This window comes from Acidimicrobiales bacterium (assembly GCA_035294085.1).
Lineage (GTDB): Bacteria > Actinomycetota > Acidimicrobiia > Acidimicrobiales > Bog-793 > DATGLP01.
Map to the genome: position 1 here is coordinate 1 of DATGLP010000003.1, position 23,095 is coordinate 23,095.

A 23,095-nucleotide genomic window follows, 5' to 3' on the forward strand; every position below is an offset into this window, starting at 1 on the left:
CACCGGGCCAAGCTCGTCTGCTCGGGCATCGCCGACCCCTCGACGCTCGAACAGCTCTCGTCGCTGATCGGGGAGGAGGAACGGCCCGTCGACTCGACCACCCTCGACTCGAGCGGGCAGCGGACGACGACCTGGAGCCGGGCCACGCGCCGGCTGGCACCCGCCCACGCGCTGCGGCGGGTCGCGCCCGGCGAGGCCGTCCTCGTCTACGGGCACCTCGCCCCGGCCCGCCTCGAGCTGCGGCCCTACTACGCCGAGCGCTCGCTCGCGCGCCGGGCTCGCCCCGCGCCGTCGCCCGGACCCGGGGGCGGACGCGCCCCGACGAGCTGAGGCAGTACGTCCGCCGCGAGCCACCTCGCCCGCGAGCCACCTCGCCCGCGTGCCACCTCGCGTCGCGCGCCCGTCGCGCGTACGGACCGCGCAACCGAACATTCACCGACGCTTCAGCGGCGAGTCGGCGCGTGGCCACCTCGTGTTCAGGCCACCTCGGTACGTTCGCCACCGCTATGTGCGGCGCGAAGCAGCAGGCGGGAACGGGCGATCTGGCCGGCCCCCAGCCGGAGGCGGACGCCCGTGCGGGCGTCGGGGAGCTCCCGGCGCTCTCGGCGCGGGACGTGTCGGTCGGGTTCGGCCCCTCGAGGGTGCTCGACGGCGTCTCCCTCGACGTCGCTGCGGGGGCGGTGACCGCGCTCATCGGTCCCTCCGGGTCGGGCAAGACGACCCTGCTGCGCTCCTTCAACCGCATGAACGACCGGGTGCGTGGCCACTGGCGACGTGGCTCGATCCGCTTCGCTGGCGTGGAGGTCGAGCAGCTCGACCCGACGGTGCTCCGCCGGCGCGTCGGGATGGTCTTCCAGCGCCCGAACCCCTTCCCGATGTCCATCCTCGACAACGTCGTCGCCGGGGTGCGGGCGCACCGCCTCGCCCGGCGCTCGGAGCTGCGAGACCTCGCGGAGACCTGCCTCGCCGAGGTCGGCCTGTGGCACCACGTCGCCGACCGCCTGCACGACTCGCCTTTCCGCCTCTCCGGCGGCCAGCAGCAGCTGCTGTGCCTCGCGCGGGCCCTCGCGGTGCGGCCGGAGGTCCTCCTCCTCGACGAGCCGACCTCCTCGCTCGACCCGCGCTCAACCGAGGCGGTGGAGGAGCTCGTGCGCCGCTGCACGCCGCGCCTCACGGTCGTGATCGTGACGCACGACCTCCGCCAGGCTCGGCGCCTGTCGGACGAGACCGTCTTCCTCGCCGCAGGGCGCCTCGTCGAGGCCGGCTCGACGCAGCGGCTCTTCGCCCGCCCCGAGCGCCCGGAGACGGCGCGCTACCTGGGCGGCGCGAGCGACCTCGTGGGGAGCAGCTGAGGGTGGCGCTCCCCGCACGAAGGCTCCGGCCGCCCGCGACGGACGGGTGGTCGGCGCAGCGCAACTGCCCCGCCACGTCCCCTGCGGGACGACGAACGAAAGGGAACTGCCAGTGACAGGACGAGACAGAGCACGCGGCTGGCCGAAGGTGGCTCTCGCCCGCGCCGCGGCGATCGCCGCGGCGGGCGCCCTCGCCGGAGGCCTGCTCGCCGGGTCGCCAGCGCACGCCTCCGCGGTGCGGGGGCGTCACGCCGCAAGGAGCGCCGGGAGCGCGCTGGCCAGGGCGCAGGCCGAGCTCGCGCGCTTCGAGCGCGCGGCTCCTCGGGGGGTCTCGCTCTCGGAGACGGGGTCCACGCTCTTCTACCCGCTCTTCTCGGCTTGGGCGCAGGCCTACCGCGCGGCGCGGCTCGAGACGGCTGCCACGGGATCGGGCGCCGGCCAGTCCGACGCGCTGAAGGGCACCGTGGACATCGGCGCTTCGGACGCCTACCTGCCGCCGAGCGACCCCCCGACCCTGCTCAACATCCCGGTCGTCGTCTCCGCCCAGCAGATCGACTACAACCTGCCGGGTCTCGGCGGCCGCACGCACCTCCGGCTCGACGCGGCGGTGCTCAACGGGATGTACACGGGGTCGATCACCTACTGGGACGACAGCGCCATCGCGAGGCTCAACCGCGGCGTGCGGCTGCCCCACATCCCGGTCATCCCGCTCCACCGCTCCGACGGCAGCGGCGACACCTTCATGTTCACCTCGTACCTCGACTTCCAGGACCCGCAGAGCTTCGTGGCCGCGCTCGGCGGCCCGAACACCTCGGTCGCGTTCCCCCGGACCCCGAACGCGCTGGCCGAGAACGGCAACTCGGGCATGCTGGCCACCTGCGAGGCGACGCGTGGCTGCGTCGCCTACATCGGGGTGAGCTACCTGCGCTCGGCGCTCGCCCACGGTCTCGGGGTGGCCGCGCTGCTGAACGGCAGGGGGAGCTTCGTGCTGCCGACGCCCCGCAACATCTCGAACGAGGTCGCGAGCTACCCGAAGATCCCTGCGAACGGCACGATCTCGCTCATCGACTCGCGCTCGAGGCGTGCCCGCTACGGCTACCCGATCGTGAACTTCGAGTACGCGATCGTGAACGCCGTCCAGCCGAGTCCCCAGCGGGCGGCGGCGATCCGGGCGCTGCTCGCCTGGGGGATGGACGAGCGCCGGGGCGCGGCGCCGCGCTTCCTCGATCCCATCTACTTCCAGCCGCTCCCGCTGAACGCCCTCGAGGTCGCCATCGGCCTCCTCCAGCGGATCGGGCGCTAGGCCGGGCGCGGTGGGCGCACGCCGACGCACGCGGGCGCGCGGTCGCGCGGCCCTGAGCGCCCGTGCCGGGGCCGAGGCGGCGGGAACCCCCCCACCCCCGCCGCCTCGACGTCCTGCCGGCACGGTCCGGGCGGTCACCTCGCCGAGCGCGCCGCGGGCGGTGCGCTGGGTGAGCGGGACGCTGGCGGTGGTCCCGCTCGGGGCGCTCGCCGCCATGCTGGCCATCCTCGTCGCCGAGGCGGTCCCGGCGATCCGCTACAACGGCTGGCGCTTCTTCACGTCGAGCGCCTGGAACCCGGGCAACGCCTACGCTCCCGTCGTGCGCGCGCCGGTGCCGCACCCGCCGGGCGCCCGCTACGGTGCCTGGCCGCTCATCGCCGGCACGCTGGAGTCCTCCGCCATCGCGCTCGCCGTCGCCCTGCCCGTCGCGCTCGGTGCGGCGATTCTCGTCGTCGAGAAGCTCCCTCGGCGCGCCGGCGCGGCCATCGGGTGGTGCCTCGAGACGCTGGCGGGGGTGCCGAGCGCGGTCATCGGGCTGTGGGGCGTGCTCGTCTTCGGCCCCTTCCTCGCCGCGCACGTCTACCCTGCGCTCCAGCACGTGCCGGACGTGCCCGTCCTCGGCGTGCTGCGCGGCAGCTTCAACCCCGCCGGCCAGGGCCTGCTCACGGGTGGTCTCGTCCTCGCGGCGATGATCGTCCCCATCATCGCGGCGACGACGCGCGACCTGCTGCGCCAGGTGCCGGTGGCCGCCAAGGAGGGGGCCGTCGCGCTGGGGATGACCGACGCCGAGGCCTTCCGCGCCGTCCAGGCGCGTTGGATCCGCACCGGGGTGATCGGCGCGGCGGCCCTCGGCCTCGGTCGGGCGCTCGGCGAGACGATCGCGATCGCCCTCGTGAGCGGGAGCAGCTTCGGCCTGGCGACGAGCCTGTACGGTTCGATGACGACGATCGCGGCGACGATCGTCACCCAGCTCGACTCGGCCCAGGCCGATCCGAGCGGCCTCGCGGTGCGCACCCTCGCCGAGGCGGCGCTCGTGCTGTTCGCCATCACGCTCGCCGTCAACGTCGCGGCACGCCTGCTGACCCGGCGTGCCGGTCGCGGCCTCGCCCTCCCGGTGGGGGCGGTCGCGTGAGCACCGCCGTTCCAGCTGCCGTCGGGGTGCCTCGCCGCACGCGGGCCGCGCAGCGCCGTCGGCTCGGGAGCCTCGCCTTCTGGATGGCGTGCGCGGCGGGTCTCGCGCTCGTCCTCGCGCCGCTCGCGTGGATCGTCGAGAGCACGGTTCAGCGAGCCGTTGCCGGGTGGCGGTGGGGCATCTTCGTCCACGCGTCGACCGGGACCGGGGGCGGCCTCGCCAACGCCCTCGCCGGCACGGCGGCCATCACCGCCGGGGTCGTCGTGCTCGCCGGCACAGCCGGCGTGGGGACCGGCGTCTTCCTCGCGGAGGTGGCCCGCCCCGGCCGCCTGGCGTCGATCGTGCGTCTCGGGGCGGAGCTGCTCTCGGGCGTCCCCTCGATCGTCTTCGGCTACTGCGGCTACCTCGCCCTCGTCGTCGGCCTGCACTGGGGGTTCTCGCTCCTCGCGGCGGTCCTCGTGCTCGCGCTGCTCGTGGTTCCCTACGTCGCGAAGTCGACGGAGCTGGCGCTCGGACAGGTGCCGCTCGCGTACCGCGAGGGCGGCGAGGCGCTCGGCATGCGGCCCGGCCACCTGCTCCGGCGAGTCGTGCTGCCGAGCGCGCTCCCCGGTATTCTCACCGGCCTCCTCGTCGCCGTCGCGATCTCGGTCGGGGAGACGGCACCGCTCCTCTACACCGCGGGCTACTCGAACGCCTACCCGAGCGGCGCGCTCGTGCACGCCCAGGTCGGCTACCTCACCTACGCCGCCTACGCCTTCTACGACGAGCCGGGCGCCGCGGCCCGCGCCCTCTCGGCGGACGCAGCGGTCCTGCTCCTCGCGCTCGTGGTGCTCGCCATCACGGCCTCCCGCCTCGTCGTGCGCCGCGCGCAGCGCTACGCGCCCGACGCGTCGCCCACCGGGCGCGCCGGCGCGCCGACGCGACGCCGGTCGCCGAGCCGGGCCGGAGGCGACGTCGGAGGCGATCAGTAGGCGGCGAGCTCGAGCGCGGCCTGCGCGATGTCGGAGACCTGGGGCAGTGTCGCCCCGAGCAGGTTGGGCTCGTAGCCCACCCAGACGTCCTTCGCCGCGCAGCGGCGCACCGGGGCGTCGAGGTACGCGAAGCACTCGTCCGCGGCGAAGGCGGCGACCTCCGCGCCGAAACCGCTCGTCAGCACGTCCTCGTGGACGACGAGGAGGCGGCCCGTGCGCTCGAGCGAGGTGGCGACCGCCTCCCGGTCCCACGGTGCGAGCGAGCGCAGGTCGAGGATCTCGACCTCGACGCCTGCCTCGGCGACCCGCTGCGCGGCGAGGAGCGATCGCTGCACCGTCGCGCCCCAGGTGACGATCGTGAGGTCCCGGCCCGCCCGGACGAGGTCGGCTCGGCCGAGCGGCACGACGTAGTCGGGGGGTGGGAACGGGTCCATCGCGTGGCGCTGGCGGTAGAGGTGCTTGTGCTCGAGGAACAAGACCGGGTCCTCGCAGCGCCACGCGGCGCGCAGGAGCCCCGCCGCGTCGCGGGCGCGAGAGGGGAAGAGCACGATCAGGCCAGGGATGTGGGTGAAGATCGACTCGCCACACTGGGAGTGGTAGATCGCGCCGCCCTGCACGTAGCCGCCGATGGCGCAGCGCAGCACCATCGGGACGCTGAAGCGGCCGGCCGAGCGCCAGCGCATCGTCGCCGCTTCGGAGCGCAGCTGGTGCATGGCCGGCCAGATGTAGTCGAAGAACTGGATCTCGGGGAAGGGTCGCAGCCCGCGCAGCGCCTGGCCGATGGCGCGCCCGACGATGTTCGCTTCCGCGAGCGGCGTGTTGTAGCAGCGGTCCTCGCCGAAGCGGCGCTGCAGCCCGAGCGTCGTGCCGAAGACCCCGCCGAGCCCGGGCACCGCCTCGAGCGCCTCGTCGCTCGCGTCGGCGACGTCCTCGCCGAAGACGCGGACGCGCTCGTCGAGCGCCATGAGCTCGTGGAGGGTGCGCTGGATCGCCTCGCCGAAGAAGACGCGCTCGCCCTCCTCCGGCGGCGCAGGCGGATCGGCGATGCGGGGCAGCGCGACGAGGTGCTCGGTGACGCTCGACGGCAGCGGCCGTCGCGCCTCGAGCGCCTGGGCGGCGGCCGCGGCGACGAGGGCGTGGACCTCGCGGCGGATCTCGTCGGCCTGGCCGGGCGCGAGCACTCCTGCGACGGTGAGCTCGTCCTCCATCCGGCGCAGCGGGTCGCGCCGGGCCTCCCCCGCGAGGTCCTCCGGCGGGCGGTACTTCGCCTGGTTGTCCGAGGACGAGTGCGAGTACGGGCGCGTCACGGAGGCGTGGATGAGCGCGGGACCGCCGCCCGCGCGCGCCCGCGCGACGAGCTCGGCGCCTGCCCGGCGGCTCGCGAAGTAGTCGCAGCCGTCGATGCGCGCCACGCGAAGGCCCGGGAAGCCCGCGACGAGCTCGGAGATCGGCGCCGGTGCCTGGTCGCGTACCGGCACGGAGATCGCGTACCCGTTGTCCGGGACGACGTAGCAGACCGGCAGCCGCAGCCGGCAGGCGGTGTTGAGGCTCTCCCAGAACTCGCCCTCGGAGGTCGCGCCCTCGCCGAGGGAGACGTAGGTGACCTCGTCTGCCGGCGCTTCGAGCCCTGCCGGGCGGCGGCGCGCGAGGTAGGCGCCGGCCTCGGCGCAGCCGACGGCCGCGAGGCACTGGCTGCCCGTCGGGCTCGACTGCGAGACGATGTGCAGCTCGGGTCGGCCCCAGTGCGAGGGCATCTGGCGCCCGGCGGAGTCGAGGTCGTCCGCCGAGCCCACCGCGTGGAGCAGGACGTCCTTCGGCGTGATGCCGAGGGCGAGCACGAGGGCGAGGTCGCGGTAGTAGGGGAAGAACCAGTCGTAGCTCGGTCGCAGCGAGCGGGCGATCCCGAGGTAGAGCGCCTCGTGGCCGGCGCCGGCGATGTGGAAGAAGGCGCGCCCCTGCTTGTGCAAGGTGAGCTGGCGGTCGTCGAGGGCGCGCGACAGGCACGCGAGGCGGAAGTCCTCGAGCAGCTCGCGCACCGGCACCCCGCGGTAGCAGGCCGGCGGCCCGTGCGCCGCGCGCCGACCGTCCTCGGGCGACACCGCCGTCGTCACGGCACCGCCCCCGGCGCCGGCGAGCTCGTCGGGACGCGGTGCACGGCCTCACGATAGTGAGGGCTCCCGCGCGCTGCTGGATCGTCGGCGGCGCTCCCGCGCCTACCGGGCGCGGCGAGCGAGGGTCTAGACTCGCGGGGTCGACGAAGGGAGGAGCCCCGTGCCGGCCGGCGTGCTCGCCAACATCCTGGGGCCAGACGGTCTCATCGTCATCGCCGTCATCGTCATCGTCCTGCTCTTCGGCGGCTCCCAGCTGCCGAAGCTGGCCCGTGGCCTCGGCAGCGCCTCGCACGAGTTCCGCAAGGGCCTCGAGGAGGGTGAGCGCGCCGCCGCGACGAAGCAGGAGGCCGACCGGGAGACGAGCTCCTAGCGCGCCGGGCGAACGCCGGCACGCCAGGGAGGCCCCCGTGGCGCGCGAGAGGCGCGCCGTTCCCTTCGGCGCCCACGTCCTCGCCGAGTACGCGCTCGGCGTCGCGGCGATCGCGACCGGCCTGCACCTCGGCGGCGGCGCCCGCCTCGCGCTCGGCGGCGCCGGCGGGCTCGTCGTGGCGCTCAACCTCGTGAGCGGCACGCCGCTCGGCCTCGCGCGCCTCGTGAGCCGCCGCCAGCACCACGTGGCCGACCTGCTCGTCGTCGCGGCGCTCGCCACCTCGCCCGCCTACGCGCACCGGGCCCTCGGCGTCGCGGGCATGGCGCTGGCCGAGGCGACGGCGGCGGTCCTCGTCGCGCTCGAGCGCAGGACGCGCTACAGCGTGCCGGCGGCGGCGACGGTCACGCCGCCCGGGCGCCGGGCATCGCCCGTCGCGCCGCGGGTGGCACGCCGGCTCGGCCGGGCCGCCGGCACCGGCCGTCGCATCGCCCGGGCCCTCGCCGCGGCGCCCGAGGGCGGGGGCGCCGGTTGGCCCGGCCGAAGGCCCCGTCGCTAATGTCGGCGCCGTGACCGACGGAGCCTCGCGGCGCCCGCCCCGTCCCTGCCCAGCCAGCCCGAGGCGGCGGGTCGCGCGCTGGCGCCGGCTCGGCGCGCCCCTCGGCATCGCCCTCGGGGCGCTCGCGCTCGGCGGCTGCACGGTGCCCACCTTCGGCGCCTTCCGGGGCTCGACGGTCCAGGGCCACGACGAGTTCAAGCTCTGGTTCGGCATGGCGATCGCCGGCCTCGCCGTCGCCGTCATCGTCTGGGGCCTCATCTTCTGGTCCGTCGTCGCCTACCGGCGCCGCCACGACGACGAGATGCCGCGGCAGTTCCGGGAGCACCTGCCGCTCGAGGTGCTCTACACGGTCATCCCGATCGTTATCGTGGCAGTGATCTTCTACTTCACGTTCGTCACCGAGGACTCGATCGACGCCGTGGCGAAGAAGCCGGCCGAGATCGTCCACGTCCTCGCCTACCAGTGGGGCTGGTCGTTCACCTACTACGACGGCAGCGGGCACTACCAGCGCGTGCGGATCCAGACCGCGTCGCAGCCGCAGCCGACCGCGCTGCCGGCCACCTCGTCGGAGTACCCCCAGATGGTGCTGCCCCTCGGGGAGACGACGAGGATCGTGCTCAACGCCGCCGACGTCATCCACGCCCTCTACGTCCCGGCGTTCAACTTCAACCGCCAGGCGATCCCCGGGATCACGAACGTCTTCGACTTCACGCCGACCCAGGCGGGGGTGTTCCCCGGCCAGTGCGTGCAGTACTGCGGCCTCTACCACTCTGAGATGCTCTTCAGCGTGCGCGTCGTGACCCCCGCCCGTTTCCAGCGCTGGCTCGCGGCCGAGCAGGGCGCGCAGGCCTCGTCGCAAGCCGCCGGAGGCACGGCATGACCCTCGTCGTCGAACGCCCGCCCGACCTCGGACGCCCGGGGGAGCCCGAGCCCGAGCACGGTCCGTCGGGGATCTTGAAGTGGATCACCTCGACGGACCACAAGGTGATCGGCAAGAGCTACCTCATCACCTCCTTCCTCTTCTTCCTCCTGGCGGGCCTGATGGCGATGATCATGCGCACCCAGCTCGCCTCGCCGGACGCGACCGTCGTGAGCCAGCACACCTACAACGAGCTGTTCACGATGCACGGGAGCCTGATGCTCTACCTGTTCGCCGGGCCCTTCGCCTTCGGCGGCCTCGCGAACTACATCGTCCCGCTGCAGGTCGGCGCGCCGGACATGGCCTTCCCCCGGCTGAACGCCCTGAGCTACTGGCTCTACCTGAGCGGCGGCCTCATCATGGTCGGCGGGTTCCTCACCGTCGGTGGGGCCGCCGACTTCGGCTGGGTCGCCTACGCGCCGTTGTCGAGCATCGTGCACTCGCCGGGCGCTGGCCCCGACATGTGGATCGTCGGCCTCATCCTGACTGGCTTCTCGGCGATCTTCACGGCGGTCAACATCATCACCACCGTCTTCTACCTGCGCGCCCCGGGCCTCACGATGTTCCGCCTCCCGATCTTCAGCTGGAACATGGTCGTCACCGGGATCCTCATCCTCATCGCCTTCCCGGTGCTCACGGCGGCCGTCGTGATGCTCTGGGCCGACCGCCACATCGGCGCCCACATCTACTCGGTGGCTGGCGGGGGTGTGCCGGTGCTGTGGCAGAACCTCTTCTGGTTCTTCGGGCACCCCGAGGTCTACATCCTCGCCCTGCCCTACTTCGGGATCGTCACCGACGTGCTCCCGGTCTTCTCCCGCAAGCCGATCTTCGGCTACCGAGGGATGGTCTTCGCGACGATCGCCATCGCCTCGCTGTCGACGGCGGTGTGGGCGCACCACATGTTCACGACGGGCGTCGTGCTCCTGCCCTTCTTCTCGATCATGTCCTACCTCATCGCCGTCCCGACGGGCATCAAGTTCTTCAACTGGATCGGGACGATGTGGCGGGGCTCGCTCGTGTTCAGGACCCCGATGCTCTTCTCGGTCGGGTTCCTCATCGTCTTCCTCTTCGGGGGCGTGACCGGCATCTTCCTCGCCTCGCCGCCGGTCGACTTCGCGACCCACGACACCTACTTCGTCGTGGCGCACTTCCACGAGGTGCTCTTCGGCACGGCGGTCTTCGCCGGCTTCGCCGGGATCTACTACTGGTACCCGAAGATGACGGGCCGGATGCTGCGCGAGGGGCTCGGCAAGGCGAGCTTCTGGTTCATGTTCGTCGGCTTCTGGGTGACCTTCCTCCCCCAGTACCTGCTCGGTCTGCACGGCATGCCGCGGCGCATCGCCGAGTACTCGGCCGCGATGGGCTGGACGACGCTCAACCGCGTCTCGACCGGCGGCGCCTACCTGCTGTTCATCTCGGTCGCGCTGACCCTCGTCAACTTCTACGTCTCGTGGCGCCGGCCCGTCGCGGCCTCGGGCAACCCCTGGGACGGCCACACCCTCGAGTGGGCAACGTCGTCGCCGCCGCCGCACCACAACTTCCTCGCCATCCCGCCCATCCGCTCCGAGCGCCCGGTCTGGGACGCGAACCACCCCGAGCACCGGGCGTGGCACGCGCCGCGCCGGAAGGAGGCGGCGTCGGTGGCGGGCGACGGCAGGGAGCCCCGATGAAGTTCGAGTCGCGCTTCTTGCTGTTCATCGCGATCTTCTTCACCGCGGTCGCCCTCGTCTACTGGTTCTGGGGCTACGAGGACGGCGGCACGGTGATGCTCGTCGGGAGCGCCCTGCTCGGCCTGCTCCCCGGCGGCTACTACTTCTGGTGGTCCCGACGGATGACGCCGCGCGCCGAGGACGACCCGGACGCCACGCTCGCGGATGGTGCCGGTGTCGTCGGGGCGTTCCCCTCCTCGAGCGTCTGGCCCTTCGTCCTCGGGCTCGCCGCCGCGCTCGTGGCCCTCTCGCTCATCTTCGGCTTCTGGAGCGCGCCCTTCGGGCTCACGCTCGCCGGCTCGGCTGTCGTCGGCGTCATCATGGAGAGCCGCCGGGGCGGCTTCGTCTAGCCTCCTCGTCGTCGCGCCGCCGCTCGGCGAGCAGCCGGCGGACGAAGCGCGCGACGAAGCCCACGAGCACGGCGAGGAGCACGAGGAAGACGGCGAAGCCGGCGGCGAAGCCCACTAGGTCGCACGGCTCCGGAAGCGCACGAGGCCCTCCTGGACGACGGAGGCGACGAGGCGGCCGTCGCGCGCGAAGAGCGATCCCGTGGCGAGGCCGCGACCGGCCGAGGCGCTCGGGCTCGTCTGGTCGTAGAAGAGCCACTCGTCGGCTCGGAAGGGTCGGTGGAACCACATGCAGTGGTCGAGGCTCGCCCCGATGAAGGCGGGGTCCCACGGCGAGTAGCCGTGCCGCTCGAGGATGGTGTCGACGAGGGTGAGGTCCGAGGCGAAGGTCGCCACCGCGGCGTGCAGGAGCGGATCGTCCGCGATCGGGGCCTCGGTGCGCAGCCACAGCTGCTGGCGCGAGGCGGGGGCCGAACGCTGCCAGGGGAGCTCGCCGACGAAGCGGACGTCGAGGCCGTGGGCGGCGACGAACACCGCCGGCGTGGCGGCGCCGGCCCGCTCGGCGAGGGTGGGCAGCGACTCCGGCGCCGGCGCGCTCGGCATCTCGGCCGCGTGGTCGATCCCCTCCTCGCTCGTGTGGAAGGAGGCCTGGAGGTTGAAGATCGCCTCGCCGTGCTGGATGGCGACCACCCGCCGGGTGGTGAAGGAGCGGCCGTCGCGGATCCGGTCGACCTCGTAGAGGATGGGCGTCCGGGGGTCGCCCGGGCGCAGGAAGTAGGCGTGGAGGGAGTGGACCGTGCCGCGCCCGACCGTGCGCCCGGCGGCGACGAGGGCTTGGGCGGCGACCTGGCCGCCGAAGACGCGCAGCGTCAGCTCCTCGAGCGTCCCGGCGCGGAAGATGTTCACCTCGATCGGCTCGAGGTCGAGCAGCTCGAGCAGCGCGGCGATCCCGGTCCCCACCGACGAGACGGTACACTCGGCCGACGTGGCACCGCTGGCGGCGAGGGTCAGGCGCGTCCGGACCTTCACGAGGACGCCGGCCTTCTCGAAGCTGTGGCGCTACACCGTCGTCTCGGTCGTCTCGACCGTGATCTCGCTCGGGGCGCTCTTCTTCTTCTTCCACGAGCTCCGGCTCGCCTCGGCGGCGGTGTGCAACGTCCTCGCCACCCTCGTCGCCACCCTGCCGTCCTACTACCTCAACCGCACCTGGGCGTGGGGCAAGACCGGCAGGTCGCACCTCGTGCGCGAGGTGATCCCCTTCTGGGTGGCGGCGTTCGCGAGCCTCGTCGCCTCGACGGTCGCCGTCGGCGCCGCAGCGCACGTCGCCCGCCACTTCACGGCCAGCAACGACGTCATCACCGCAGTCGTCGAGTGCGCCAACTTCTGCACCTACGGGCTGCTGTGGGTCGGCAAGTTCGTGCTCTTCAACAAGGTGCTCTTCGTGGTGCCCGACTCCCGCACGGCGCGCGGCGAGGCGCTCGCCTCCGCCGAGGTCCTCGACGCGCCCTGAGCGAGCAGCCCCGGGGCCGAGCGGACGAGGCCGGCGACCAGGCCGAGCGCGCCGAGGAGGACGAGGGGGAGCTCGCCGAAGCGGTCGAAGGGGGTCCTCCCGCCGCGTAGCGCCACCCGCCCGACGACGAGCGCCGGCGATCCGAGGGCGCTGCGGGCCCGTACGTCGCCGTCCGGGGCGACGATCGCGCTGTAGCCGACCGTCGCCGCCTGCACGAGGTCGCGCCCGGTGGACACTGCGTCGAGGCGCGACGCGGCGAGCTCCTGCGCCGGCACCTGGCTCGAGCGGTAGGAGGCGGTGTTCGTCGCCACGACGAGGAGGTCGCCGCCGGCGTCCACCCCCGAACGGGCCCGGTCGGCGAAGAACGCCTCGTAGGAGATGAGGACGGCGAGACGGCCCGCCGGCGTCGCGAGCATGCCGGTGCCGTGCCCGGCGATCGCGTCGCGAGGCACCGCCGCGAGGTCGGCCACCTTGGAGACGACCGAACGCCACGGCACGTACTCGCCGAAGGGGACGAGGTGGGCCTTCTCGACGCGCCCCACGAGCCGTCCGGTGGGGGAGAAGGCGACCACCGCGTTCGTGAAGCGGTGGCGGCCGACGAGCTCGGTCACCCCGGCGAGCACGGTGGCGCGGGTGCGGCGGGCGACGCCGGCGAGCAGCTCCCGCGCAGGCGAGGCGTCGAGCGGTCCGGGGAGGGCGACGACGTCCTCCGGCCAGACGACGAGGTCGACCGGCCGCTCGATCCTCGACGTCTCGGCGAGGGTCGCGCCAAGGACGCGGGCCGCAGGGACCTCGAGGGCGCTCGTCCCCCGCCGCCCGCCGCCCTGGACGAGGGCGACCTCGAGGTGGCCGAGGGCGGGGCCGGCCCCGATGGCCGCGCCCAGGCCGGCCGCGGCGGCGACGGCCGCCGTCCCGACGAGGCCGCCGGCGAGCTGCACGCGCCACCGGCGCAGACCGCCGCGCCCGCGCGCGAGGAGGCCGTGCGCCGCGGCCTCGAGGCAGGTGCCCGCGAGGTAGGCGCCGGCGGCGGCCGCGACCGGGCCGCCGAGGCGGGCGAGGGGCGCGAGGGGCCCGCCGGCCTGCCCGAGGGCGAGCCCGGCGAGCGGGAGCCCGCCGAAGGGCACGGCCTGGCGGGCGAGCTCCGCGAGCGTGAGGGCGCTGGCGAGGGCGACGGGTCGGGCGCGCCGCGGGGCGAGCGCGCAGGCGGCGGCGGGGAAGAGGGCCTCGGCGAGGACGAGGACCGCGTAGCCGAGCCCGCTGAAGGCGAGCACGAAGGCGAGGCCGATGCCGTACTGCACGAGGCCCGCGAGGAGGCCGCGCCCGGCACGCGCCCCGACGCCGCCGGCGCGCACGCTCGTCGCGAGCAGCGCTGCGCCGAGGATCCCGAGGGGCCACCAGCCGAGCGGCGGGAGCGAGGCTGCCCAGGCGCCGCCGGCCGCAGCCGCCAGGCACCAGCGCAGCGCGCGCCGGTGCCGCGGCTCGCAGGCCTGGCGGCGGCGCGGGCTCATCCCGTCACGGCGGCGAGGACGCGATCGGCCGCCGCCTCTCCGCTCGCGACGCAGGCGGGCATGCCGATGCCGTCGTAGGCGGCGCCGCAGAGGGCGAGCCCGCCGAGCGCCTCGCAGCGGCGCCGGAGGCGGGCGACGAGGGCGAGGTGCCCGCTGCGGTACTGGGGGAAGGCGGCGGGGAAGCGCTTGACGAGCACCTCGAGCGGGGCGGCCTCGAGGCCGAGGAGGAGCGCGAGCTCCGCGCGCACGGCGGCGGCGAGGCGGCCGTCGTCGAGCTCGAGCGCACGCGTGTCCCCGGCGCGGCCGGCCGAGCAGCGCAGGACGACCTCGCCCGGGTTGGCGCTTCGCGGCCACTTGGTGGACGTGAAGGTCACGGCCGTGACGAGGCGGCCGCTCGAGCGCGGGACGAGCACGCCGCTGCCCGGCAGGACGGCGCCTCGGCCGTCGAGGCGCGCCCGCGACAGGCGCGGGGGGATGGCGCGTTCGTCGTAGACGAGGGTCACGGTCGCCACGCCGGCGTAGGCGACCTGCGCCAGGTCCTCGGCGAGCCGCTCGTCGAGGCTCGCGAGGAGCCTCGCCGCAGCGAACGCGGGGAGGGCGACGACGGCGCCGTCGACCACGAGGCCTCCGTCGACCTCGAGGCGGCGCCCGTCGCGGGCGCGGCGCAGCGCCTCGACCTCGGCACCGGTCGTCGCCGCGACGCCCGCCGCGGCGAGCTCCTCCTCGAGGCGCCCGACGAGCTCGGCCATGCCGCCAGCGAGGCCGAGGAAGGCCGGGGCGCCGTGCGCCGCCGGGTGCGCCGTCAGGGCGCGCAGCGCCCGCAGGAGGCTCCTCCGCCCGGCTGCCGCCTCGGCGAGGTGGGGGGCGGTCGCGGCGAGCGAGAGGTCGCGCGCGTCGCCGGCGTTGATGCCCCCGACGAGCGGGTCGACGAGCGACGCGAGCACCTCGCCCCCGAGGCGAGCGCCCACGACCTCGGCGATGGTCGGGTCGGGTCCGCCGGCGCGCGCCGTCGCGACGGGGTCCGGCGGCACGAGGCGCCCGGGCAGCACGAGGTCGGCGAGCGCACGTGCGCACCCCGCCGGGGAGACGATCCCCGAGCGGGCGACGGCGACGAGGTCGGTGGGGACGCCGAGCGCGAGCCCGGCCGGCAGGGGGCGGAGCCGCCCTCGGGCGAGCACGGCGGCGCCCGAGGTCGCGGGCGCGTGCAGCGAGTCGCCGAGGCCGAGCCGGCGGCACAGCGCCTCGAGCGCGGGCTGGCGCGTGACGAAGGCGTCGGGACCGAGGTCGACGGGCCGGCCGCGCACGCTCGCCGTGGCGAGCTTGCCCCCGAGGCGAGCGTCGGCCTCGAACAGGTGCACGTCGGCCCGCCCGGCGAGGGCGAGCGCGGCGGCGAGGCCGCTTAGGCCGCCGCCGATGACCGCGACCGTCGGGCGGCGCGCCTCAGCCACCGGGAAGGCGCGCCGCGGCCGCGAGGACGCGCCGGGCGAGCGCCGCGGCGAGGCGCGGTTCGTCGTTGAGCGAGGCGGTGCGACGGAACGCCATGCCGAGCGCCTCGGCGTGCTGGCGCGCCTCGACGTCGAGGTCGTAGCACACCTCGAGGTGGTCCGAGGTGAACCCCGCGGGGCACACGACGACGCCGCGGACCCCGCCTCGCGCGAGCTCGGCGATCACGGTGAGGACGTCGGGGCCGAGCCACGGCTCGGGCGTGCGCCCGGCGCTCTGGAAGGCGACGCGCCAGCGCTCGAGGCCGGCGCGTCGCGCGACGAGCCGAGCGGTCTCCTCGACCTCGGCGGGGTAGGGGTCGCCCTCGGCGAGCACCCGGCGCGGCAGCGAGTGCGCGGTGAAGACGACCTCGACCGGCTCGAGGTCGCCGAGCTCGCCACGCGCCGACGCGACGCGCTCGGCGAGCAGCTCGACGAGCACCGGGTCGTCGTGCCAGCGCTCGATGAAGGTGCAGGCGATGCCGTGCGCCGCGGCTCGCCGCTCCGCCCGCTCCAGGTACTCCCCAACGCTGCGGGGCGAGTAGTGCGGCGCGAGCACGAGGCCGACGAGCTCGCCGATGCCCGCGGCGGCGATCTCGTCGAGCGCGTCCTCGATGCGCGGCGGCGCGTGCTTCGCGCCGAAGAACACGCGAAAGCGCGCCGGGGCGAGGCGCTCGAGGGCCGCCGCGAGCGCGCCGACCTGCTCGGCCGTACGGCGCGCCAGTGGCGACGTCCCGCCGATCGCCGCGTAGCGCCGCTCGAGCTCGGCGAGCTGCTCGGGCGAGGGGGGTCGCCCCCGGCGGATGTCGGTGTAGTAGGCGGGGAGCTCGTCGAGGCTCGTCGGCGAGCCGTAGGCCATGGCGAGGACCGCGGTCGTCACGGCGCGTCCGTTCGCCCGGCCGGGCCGCGCCCGTGTGCGTGCACGAGGTCGACGAGGCGGGCGAGCACGTCGGGGTCGGTCTCGGGCAGGACGCCGTGGCCGAGGTTGAAGACGTGGCCGGGCAGCCCGGCCGCGTCCTCGAGCACGCGTGTCGCCTCGGCGAGCGCCGGGCCCGCGCCCGCGGCGCACAGCGCCGGGTCGAGGTTGCCCTGCAGGGCGACGGGTCGGCCGATCCGGCGGGCCGCCACGGGCAGCGGTGTCCGCCAGTCGACCCCGACGACGTCGGGCCCGGCCTCCGCCATGAGGTCGAGGAGCTCGGCCGTGCCGACGCCGAAGTGGATGCGCGGCACGCGAAGCGGGGCGAGGCCCTCGAGGACCCGACGGGAGGCGGGCAGGACGTAGCGTTCGTAGTCGCGCCTCGAGAGCGCGCCGGCCCAGGAGTCGAAGAGCTGCACGGCGCTCGCTCCCGCCTCGACCTGGGCCGACAGGAACGCGAGGGCGCTCTGCGCGAGCCGCTCGACGAGGGCGAACCACAGTGCCTCGTCGCCGTGCATCAGCGCCTTCGTGCGCACGAAGGTGCGAGAGGGACCGCCCTCGACGAGGTAGCACGCGAGGGTGAAGGGCGCGCCGGCGAAGCCGATGAGGGGCACCTCGAGCTCGCCCGCGAGCTGGCGGACCGTCTCGAGGACGTAGGGGACGTCGAGCTCGGGCTCGAGCGGGCGCAGGCGGGCGACGTCCGCGGCCGAGCGGATGGGGGACGCGATCACCGGGCCGGTGCCGGGGACCACGTCGAGGTCGACGCCGACGGCGGCGAGCGGCACGACGATGTCGCTGAACAGGATCGCCGCGTCGACCCCGTAGCGGCGGACGGGCTGGAGCGTGAGCTCGCTCGCGAGCGCGGGGTCGCGCACGGCCTCGAGGACGGAGCGCTCGCCGCGCAGCGCCCGGTACTCGGGCAGCGAGCGGCCGGCCTGGCGCATGAACCAGACCGGCGTCGTGTCGACCGGCTGCAGGCGGCAGGCGCGCAGGAAGCTCGAGTCCTCGAGCGGCACGTCACGACCCTAGCCCTGCCGGCCCCCCGCCTCGGAGGCGCCCGTTTGGTGCCGGCGGGCGGCGGTCGGCTAAGAAGTAGGGCCGTGGCGCACGTCACGGCCCTCGAACAGCCGCTGCCGCCTGGCCCCACCCACGCCAGGCGCCCGCAGCTGCTCGCCGTGGGCGTCATGATCTGGCTCGGCTCCGAGTTCATGTTCTTCAGCGGCCTGTTCGCCGCGTTCTTCACCATCCGGTCGCACGCGACCGTCTGGCCGCCGCCGGGCACGAAGCTCGACACCTACCAGGCCCTCGCCTTCACGGTCGTGCTGCTCGCCTCGAGCCCGACGATGCAGCTCGGCGTGTGGGCCCAGGAGCGCGGCGAGCGCGCCAAGGCGCGCTTTTGGATCGTCACGAGCTTCGTCCTCGGCCTCGCCTTCCTCGCCAACCAGGCCTACGAGTGGAAGACGCTCCCCTTCCGGCCGCGCACCAACGCCTACGGGTCGCTCTTCTACATCATGTCCGGCCTGCACGGCCTGCACGTCCTGCTGGGCCTCGTGGCGATGCTCGCACTCCTCGGGCGCATGGCGGGCCCGAGGGGAGACGCCGGCGAGACGCCGGTCTTCCAGGCGGTGAGCTACTACTGGCACTTCGTCGACATCATCTGGATCGGGCTGTTCAGCGCCCTGTTCCTCCTCTCCTAGCCGGTGCGCCGCGTCCTCCCGCCCGTCGTGCTCGTCGCCTTCGTCGTGGCGCTCGGCCTGGTCCTCTTCGCGCCGGCGCCGCGGCAGGCGCGTCCGCTCGGGCGCGTCACGCTCGCGGACGCCACCTCCCAGAACCAGGCGGCGAGCGTCGCCGAGGGCCGGACGCTCTTCGAGCAGTCCTGCTCGAGCTGTCACGGCAGCGAGGCGCAGGGCAGCGCCCTCGCGCCCAACCTGCGCGGCCTCGGCGCGGCGACCGTCGACCTGTGGGTCTCCTCGGGCTGGATGCCGCTCGCCAACCCGACGGCCCAGCCCATCAAGAAGCCGCCGGTGTTCGACCGCCAGCAGACCCTCGCCATCGCCGACTTCGTCGAGTCGCTCGGCGGCGGCCCCAGGGTGCCGTCGGTCAACCTGCGCAACGCGAACGTGAGCGCGGGCTTCAGCGTCTTCGCCCTGAACTGCGCGCCCTGCCACACGATCACCGGTGCCGGCGACGCCCTCTCCAACGGAATCAGCGCTCCCTCGCTCCACGACGTGACGGCGACCCAGGTCGCCGAGGCGGTGCGCACGGGGCCGGCGAACATGCCCCGCTTCAGCCCCGACCAGATCTCCAACGCCCAGCTCGCGGACCTCATCGCCTACGTCACGCGCGGCATCCAGCACCCGGCTGCCCCCGGCGGCCTCTCGCTCGGCGGGGTCGGCCCGGTGGCGGAGGGCTTCGTCGGCCTGTTCGTCGGCGTCGGGGTGTGCCTCCTGTTCGCCCTGTGGATCGGCGACCGCAGCGAGCGCGAGGAGGCGGGAGCGGGAACCCACGAGGAGGGAGCGCATGCCTGAGCCGCCTGCTGGCGGCGCTCGAGGCGACGGCGGCGCGCCACGGCCCGTCGTGACGCTCGAGTCCCCGCAGTTCCAGGTGCGCGCCCGCCGTCCGCGGCGCGCGGAGAAGGTGGCGGCGAGCGCGTTCGTCGTCGCGCTCGCGGGCTTCGCCGCCTTCGGCGGCGCCTACTGGCAGGGCGCCAACAACGAGTGGCTCGGCGGGACCCTCGGCGTCGGCTTCGTCGCCTTCGGCGTCGCCTTCGTCGTGTGGGGCAAGTACCTCATGCCACGCGGCCCGTTCGAGGAGCCGCGCCCGATGATGGCGGTGACGCCCGACGAGCGCGAGGCGCTCGTCGCGGACTTCGCGTCGCGGGGCAAGGTGGCCATCCGCCGCCGCACCTTCCTGCTCAAGCTGATGGGCCTGGCGGCCGGCGTCTTCGGCGTCGTGGCCGCCTTCCCGCTCCTGCGCTCGCTCGGCCCCCTCCCGCGCAAGTCGCTCTACAAGACGAAGTGGCGCAAGGGCTCCTACCTCACGACGATCGACGGGCGGCGCGTCCGCACGAGCGACGTCGCGGTCGGGGGGATCCTCACCGTCTTCCCCGAGGACGACGTCGGCGGCGCGATCTCCCAGACGGTGCTCATCCACGTCCAGGAGGGCGGGGACATCGTCACCCGCCCGGGGCGCGAGACCTGGGGGCCGGACGGCTTCCTCGCCTTCTCCAAGGTCTGCACCCACGCGGGCTGCCCGGTCGGCCTGTACGAGGAGCTCACCGAGCAGCTCCTGTGCCCGTGCCACCAGTCGCTCTTCGACGTGCGCGCCGGGTGCTGGCCGGTCTTCGGGCCCGCCCCCCGGCCGCTCCCCCAGCTGCCGCTCTACGTCGACTCGGCGGGCTACCTGCGGGCGCAGGCGGGGTACGACGAGCCGGTCGGGCCAGGCTTCTGGGAGCGGGGTGGCACGACGTGATCGACAAGCTCTTCGCCTGGTTCGACGACCGCCTGGCGATCTCGCGCGGCGGACGGCACCTCATCAACAAGATCTTCCCCGACCACTGGTCCTTCATGATCGGGGAGATCGCCCTGTACTCCTTCGTCGTCCTCCTCGCGACGGGCGTGTTCCTCACGCTCTACTTCGTGCCGTCCGCGCACGACACGATCTACCACGGCGTCTACCGGCCCCTCCAGGGCCAGAAGGTCTCCGAGGCCTACGCCTCGACGATCGACCTGTCGTTCTCCGTACGCGGTGGCCTGCTCATGCGCCAGATGCACCACTGGGCAGCGAACATCTTCGTCGGCTCGATCGTCGTGCACATGATGCGGATCTTCTTCACCGGCGCCTTCCGCCGGCCCCGCGAGGTGAACTGGATGGTCGGCGCGACCCTCCTCATCCTCGCGATCTTCAACGGCTTCCTCGGCTACTCGCTGCCGGACGACCTCGTGTCGGGCACCGGCATCCGGATCGCCTTCTCGATCCTCGAGTCCGTGCCGTTCGTCGGCAGCTACCTCGCCTTCTTCCTCTTCGGCGGCAACTACCCGGGGAACGGGTCGATCATCCCGCGCTTCTTCATCCTCCACGTCCTCATCCTCCCCCTCCTCATCCTCGGCCTGATCGGCGCCCACCTCGGCATGCTGGTCCGCCACAAGCACACGCAGTTCCGCGGGCGCGGCGCACGCGAGGACAACGTCGTCGGCACGCCGCTGTGGCCCGGCTTCGTGGCCAAGACCACCGGCTTCCTCTTCCTCATCGCCGGCGCCACCGCGCTGCTCGGGGCGCTCGTCCAGATCAACCCGATCTGGATGTACGGGCAGTACCGGCCCTACGAGGTGAGCTACGCGGTCCAGCCCGACTGGTACATGGGCTGGCTCGACGGCGCGCTGCGCGTCATGCCGAGCTGGGAGATCCACCTGCCGGGCCACATGGTGCCGAACGCCTTCTTCCCGGGTGTGTTCCTCCCCGGCCTCACGTTCACGCTCATCTACCTGTGGCCGATGCTCGAGGCGCGCTTCACGGGCGACACCGCCGAGCACCACCTGCTCGACCGGCCTCGCGACCGGCCGCTGCGCACCGCCTTCGGTGCGAGCGTGTTCGCCTTCTACTTCGTCCTGTTCGGCGCGAGCTCGACGGACGTGCTCGCCAACTACCTCTCGCTCACGCTCAACTTCGTGTTGTGGGCGTTCCGCGTCCTCGTCGTCGTCGTGCCGCTCGTCGTCTTCCCGGTCACCTACAAGATCTGCAAGGAGCTGCAGGCGACGCCCGGCGCGGGCCAGCGCAAGCGGTTCAACGTCGTCGTGCGCGCCGCGGCCGGCGGCTACGCCGTCGAGCCCGCGCCCGAGTACCCGGGCTACGCGCACGACGAACCCGAGCCGCTGCCCGTCGAGGAGATCGACCTGTCGGCGATCGAGGAGGAGGACAGGGCGCCCGCCGGCGTCTACCGGATCCCCCGCCAGTACCGCTGAGGGTGCCGCCCGTCCGGGCGGGGCGGCGGCCGCTACTGGGACGTGCCGCCCTCGCGCAGGTCCTCGAGCTCGGCCTTCACCGTGGCGAGCTCCTCCTCGAGGTCGCGCACGTAGGCCTCGAGCTCCTCCGCGCGCGTCCTGCGCCGCCGTGGGCCGCGGGCGAAGCCCGGACCGTACCCGAAGCCGGGGCCGGGCCCGTAGCCGTACCAGGGCGGTCCCCAGCGATGCCAGGGCCTGTGGCCGCACCAGCAACCCATCTCGCGCCTCCTCCGTGCCGTGTCCTCCTCACGGTAGGGAGACGAGCGCGGCGTGCCTAGGGAGGAAGGTCCCTCCGTTCCGCGCCGTGGCGAACGGTCCGGGCCGGCACGGCGTGCCGCGGGAGGGCGCGTGCGTGTGACGTGGTGGCGCGGCTCGCCGCCGGCCTGGTCCGGCGACGCAGGCCATCCCGAGTCGAGCGGTCCGAACCGCCGGCCGGTCGAGCGCTGCTGCGAGCCGGTCGCGCCCGGCACCTGCCGGTCGGGCCGCGGCGATCGCCAGTGGCGCCGTGCCGGTGGGCGGCGATCGAGCAGGAGGCCCGGTCCTCGTCAGCCGCGCGCGGTCGTGGCGACCCCCGATCCGATGCGCCCCGCCGCGGCGACGGGCCGCGAGCTCGTCGAGGCTCGACCGGCCGCCACCCACCGGCTCGCGCTCGGCTCGCAGCCCGTCCGCCGCCAGCCCGTCTGGCTTCCCGAGTCCTGCGGTCCAGCGACGCGTTCCCTGCGGTCTGCGGCGAGCCCGGGAGGGGAGTCGAACCCCTATCGCCTGATTACAAGGCAGGTGCTCTGCCGTTGAGCTACCCGGGCCGGCGGGCGTCCTCAGCTCGAGGTGCCGGGCGACTCCGTCTGCACCTCGGCCCGGCGCGCCTGCCCGAGCGCCTCGGTGCCCGAGGGGCGATCCGGGGTCGGCCCCGACGAGTGGCGTGGTCGCACCTCGCGCGCCGACAGGATGCGGACGGAGCCCGACTGCGCGACCGGTGCCGGGCGCGCCGCGGGGTTGGGCGGCGAGGCCTGGGTGGCGTGTGTTCCGCCGACGAGGAAGGCGAGCGGGGACGTGCGCAGCGCGAGGACGATCGGCTTGAGCGCAGCGAGCGCGACCGGGTAGCCGACCAGGACGACGAAGGCACCGAAGGCGAGCCCGGCGACGACGTCGCCGGGGTAGTGCGCGCCGACGTAGACGCGAGCGAAGGCGAGGAAGAGACCGAGCAGCGTGGCGAGCGTGGCCATGAGGCGGTCGCGGACCAGCCACAGGCCGGCGATCACCGCCCCGGCCACGGTGGCGTGGTCGCTCGGCATCGTGAAGTCGTTCGCCCTCGGCACGAGCACCTCGACGCCGCGCAGGACGTCGTAGGGACGGACCCTGCCGATCAGGTGCGAGAGCGGCTGGTTCAAGCCGAGCGCGACGAGGGTGCCGATCGCCGCCCACACCGTTGCGGCCAGACGCTGTGCACTGTCGGCGAGCAGGTGGTCGCCGCGCGCGCGCACGTACGCGAGCAGGACGAGGGCGGCGAGGACAGCGACACCGGCGACGAGCGCGTAGGCGCGCATGACGCCGTGAGCCCACGTGGTATCCCGCGCGAACCGGTTTACGTCGAGGTAGAGGGTCGTGTCCACGGCACCGCCTGGCTCTGTCGGCTGCCAAGCTACCCCAGCGGACGCTCCATCGGGCGAACGGTCGCGACTAGCATCGCTGCGACACGGCGACGGTGGCAGCTTGGCCCGACGCGAGCGCTCGACTCCCCGCAGACGTCTCGCCCGCGCCAGCACGCACGCAGGAGGACGACGGCTTCATGCGGATCCTGGTACTCGGTGGCGACGGCTACCTCGGCTGGCCGACGGCGCTGCACCTGTCGGCGCGCGGCCACGAGGTCGGCGTGCTCGACTCGATGGTGCGCCGCCACTACGACGACGAGA

General features: G+C 74.2%; 23 protein-coding genes, 1 tRNA gene and 1 pseudogene. 15 read left to right on the forward strand and 10 right to left on the reverse strand.

The genetic code is table 11. The features are described 5' to 3' along the window. From VKV23_00550 to VKV23_00570, 5 genes are all read left to right on the forward strand, one after another. On the forward strand, positions 1 to 330 hold a 330-nt coding region (locus VKV23_00550), incomplete at its 5' end, for a hypothetical protein (protein ID HLI14527.1). A 176-nt stretch (positions 331 to 506) separates the two neighbouring features. Continuing rightward, positions 507 to 1,352, forward strand: a complete 846-nt coding sequence (locus VKV23_00555) for a phosphate ABC transporter ATP-binding protein (GenBank protein HLI14528.1) — start codon at positions 507 to 509, stop codon at positions 1,350 to 1,352. 148 nt (positions 1,353 to 1,500) lie between these two features. Beyond that, on the forward strand, positions 1,501 to 2,655 hold the full coding sequence (gene pstS / locus VKV23_00560) for a phosphate ABC transporter substrate-binding protein PstS (GenBank protein HLI14529.1): 1,155 nt from the start codon (positions 1,501 to 1,503) through the stop codon (positions 2,653 to 2,655). A gap of 169 nt (positions 2,656 to 2,824) precedes the next feature. Further along, complete coding sequence (gene pstC / locus VKV23_00565) at positions 2,825 to 3,787, forward strand: phosphate ABC transporter permease subunit PstC (protein HLI14530.1); 963 nt, start codon at positions 2,825 to 2,827, stop codon at positions 3,785 to 3,787. Further along, complete coding sequence (locus VKV23_00570) at positions 3,784 to 4,758, forward strand: ABC transporter permease subunit (protein HLI14531.1); 975 nt, start codon at positions 3,784 to 3,786, stop codon at positions 4,756 to 4,758. Before pstC ends, VKV23_00570 begins: the two co-directional genes overlap by 4 nt. On the opposite strand, the gene VKV23_00575 is transcribed toward VKV23_00570, so the two are convergent. After that, complete coding sequence (locus tag VKV23_00575) at positions 4,752 to 6,869, reverse strand: dehydrogenase E1 component subunit alpha/beta (GenBank protein HLI14532.1); 2,118 nt, start codon at positions 6,867 to 6,869, stop codon at positions 4,752 to 4,754. The two genes, VKV23_00570 and VKV23_00575, sit on opposite strands and share 7 nt — an antisense overlap. A 160-nt stretch (positions 6,870 to 7,029) precedes the next feature. Here VKV23_00575 and VKV23_00580 point away from each other — a divergent pair, with 160 nt between their 5' ends. The 5 genes from VKV23_00580 to VKV23_00600 are packed head-to-tail and all read left to right on the forward strand — an operon-like array spanning position 7,030 to position 10,773. Further along, the gene (locus VKV23_00580; protein HLI14533.1) at positions 7,030 to 7,239 is read left to right on the forward strand and encodes a twin-arginine translocase TatA/TatE family subunit; all 210 of its coding nucleotides are present in this window, start codon (positions 7,030 to 7,032) and stop codon (positions 7,237 to 7,239) included. 37 nt (positions 7,240 to 7,276) lie between these two features. Further along, positions 7,277 to 7,795, forward strand: coding sequence for a hypothetical protein (locus VKV23_00585; protein HLI14534.1), 519 nt, complete (start codon positions 7,277 to 7,279; stop codon positions 7,793 to 7,795). Between the two features lie 10 nt (positions 7,796 to 7,805). After that, positions 7,806 to 8,675 (forward strand): cytochrome c oxidase subunit II, encoded by an 870-nt coding sequence (locus tag VKV23_00590; GenBank protein HLI14535.1) that lies wholly within the window; start codon positions 7,806 to 7,808, stop codon positions 8,673 to 8,675. Then, the gene (gene ctaD / locus VKV23_00595) at positions 8,672 to 10,384 is read left to right on the forward strand and encodes a cytochrome c oxidase subunit I (protein ID HLI14536.1); all 1,713 of its coding nucleotides are present in this window, start codon (positions 8,672 to 8,674) and stop codon (positions 10,382 to 10,384) included. The genes VKV23_00590 and ctaD overlap by 4 nt, the downstream gene beginning before the upstream one ends. Continuing rightward, positions 10,381 to 10,773 carry a cytochrome c oxidase subunit 4 gene (locus tag VKV23_00600; protein HLI14537.1) on the forward strand — a complete coding sequence of 131 codons (393 nt, stop codon included), beginning with the start codon at positions 10,381 to 10,383 and terminating at the stop codon, positions 10,771 to 10,773. Before ctaD ends, VKV23_00600 begins: the two co-directional genes overlap by 4 nt. On the opposite strand, the gene VKV23_00605 is transcribed toward VKV23_00600, so the two are convergent. Both VKV23_00605 and VKV23_00610 read right to left on the reverse strand, forming a co-directional pair. Continuing rightward, on the reverse strand, positions 10,742 to 10,888 hold the full coding sequence (locus VKV23_00605; GenBank protein ID HLI14538.1) for a hypothetical protein: 147 nt from the start codon (positions 10,886 to 10,888) through the stop codon (positions 10,742 to 10,744). The two genes, VKV23_00600 and VKV23_00605, sit on opposite strands and share 32 nt — an antisense overlap. Further along, on the reverse strand, positions 10,888 to 11,730 hold the full coding sequence (locus VKV23_00610) for an acyl-CoA thioesterase II (protein HLI14539.1): 843 nt from the start codon (positions 11,728 to 11,730) through the stop codon (positions 10,888 to 10,890). The genes VKV23_00605 and VKV23_00610 overlap by 1 nt, the downstream gene beginning before the upstream one ends. Between VKV23_00610 and VKV23_00615 the strand changes: the two are divergent. Next, positions 11,669 to 12,103: pseudogene (locus VKV23_00615) on the forward strand (GtrA family protein). The gene VKV23_00610 and the pseudogene VKV23_00615 sit on opposite strands and share 62 nt — an antisense overlap. A 56-nt stretch (positions 12,104 to 12,159) precedes the next feature. On the opposite strand, the gene lnt reads toward VKV23_00615, so the two are convergent. The 4 genes from lnt to hemE are packed head-to-tail and all read right to left on the reverse strand — an operon-like array spanning position 12,160 to position 17,201. Continuing rightward, the gene (gene lnt / locus VKV23_00620; protein ID HLI14540.1) at positions 12,160 to 13,788 is read right to left on the reverse strand and encodes an apolipoprotein N-acyltransferase; all 1,629 of its coding nucleotides are present in this window, start codon (positions 13,786 to 13,788) and stop codon (positions 12,160 to 12,162) included. After that, entirely contained in the window at positions 13,785 to 15,236 is a 1,452-nt protein-coding gene (hemG, locus tag VKV23_00625; GenBank protein HLI14541.1) for a protoporphyrinogen oxidase, read from the reverse strand. Before hemG ends, lnt begins: the two co-directional genes overlap by 4 nt. Further along, positions 15,229 to 16,149: a ferrochelatase gene (gene hemH / locus VKV23_00630; GenBank protein ID HLI14542.1), complete on the reverse strand. Its 921-nt coding sequence runs from the start codon at positions 16,147 to 16,149 to the stop codon at positions 15,229 to 15,231. The genes hemG and hemH overlap by 8 nt, the downstream gene beginning before the upstream one ends. Continuing rightward, positions 16,146 to 17,201: a uroporphyrinogen decarboxylase gene (gene hemE, locus VKV23_00635; GenBank protein ID HLI14543.1), complete on the reverse strand. Its 1,056-nt coding sequence runs from the start codon at positions 17,199 to 17,201 to the stop codon at positions 16,146 to 16,148. The genes hemH and hemE overlap by 4 nt, the downstream gene beginning before the upstream one ends. A gap of 84 nt (positions 17,202 to 17,285) precedes the next feature. Between hemE and VKV23_00640 the strand changes: the two genes are divergently transcribed. The 4 genes from VKV23_00640 to VKV23_00655 are packed head-to-tail and all read left to right on the forward strand — an operon-like array spanning position 17,286 to position 21,146. After that, a complete protein-coding gene (locus VKV23_00640; GenBank protein HLI14544.1) occupies positions 17,286 to 17,882 on the forward strand; it encodes a heme-copper oxidase subunit III in 597 nt (198 codons plus the stop codon). A 3-nt stretch (positions 17,883 to 17,885) separates the two neighbouring features. Next, complete coding sequence (locus VKV23_00645) at positions 17,886 to 18,713, forward strand: c-type cytochrome (protein HLI14545.1); 828 nt, start codon at positions 17,886 to 17,888, stop codon at positions 18,711 to 18,713. Beyond that, positions 18,706 to 19,656, forward strand: coding sequence for a Rieske 2Fe-2S domain-containing protein (locus VKV23_00650; protein HLI14546.1), 951 nt, complete (start codon positions 18,706 to 18,708; stop codon positions 19,654 to 19,656). Before VKV23_00645 ends, VKV23_00650 begins: the two co-directional genes overlap by 8 nt. Then, positions 19,653 to 21,146 carry a ubiquinol-cytochrome c reductase cytochrome b subunit gene (locus VKV23_00655; GenBank protein HLI14547.1) on the forward strand — a complete coding sequence of 498 codons (1,494 nt, stop codon included), beginning with the start codon at positions 19,653 to 19,655 and terminating at the stop codon, positions 21,144 to 21,146. Before VKV23_00650 ends, VKV23_00655 begins: the two co-directional genes overlap by 4 nt. A gap of 32 nt (positions 21,147 to 21,178) precedes the next feature. Here VKV23_00655 and VKV23_00660 read toward each other — a convergent pair whose 3' ends face one another. The 3 genes from VKV23_00660 to VKV23_00670 all read right to left on the reverse strand — a co-directional run bounded on the left by VKV23_00660 (position 21,179) and on the right by VKV23_00670 (position 22,795). Further along, complete coding sequence (locus tag VKV23_00660; protein ID HLI14548.1) at positions 21,179 to 21,403, reverse strand: hypothetical protein; 225 nt, start codon at positions 21,401 to 21,403, stop codon at positions 21,179 to 21,181. Positions 21,404 to 21,917: 514 nt separating this feature from the next. Next, positions 21,918 to 21,988: transfer RNA gene (locus tag VKV23_00665), tRNA-Thr, on the reverse strand. 12 nt (positions 21,989 to 22,000) lie between these two features. After that, positions 22,001 to 22,795, reverse strand: a complete 795-nt coding sequence (locus VKV23_00670) for a phosphatase PAP2 family protein (GenBank protein HLI14549.1) — start codon at positions 22,793 to 22,795, stop codon at positions 22,001 to 22,003. Positions 22,796 to 23,095 lie beyond the last annotated feature (300 nt).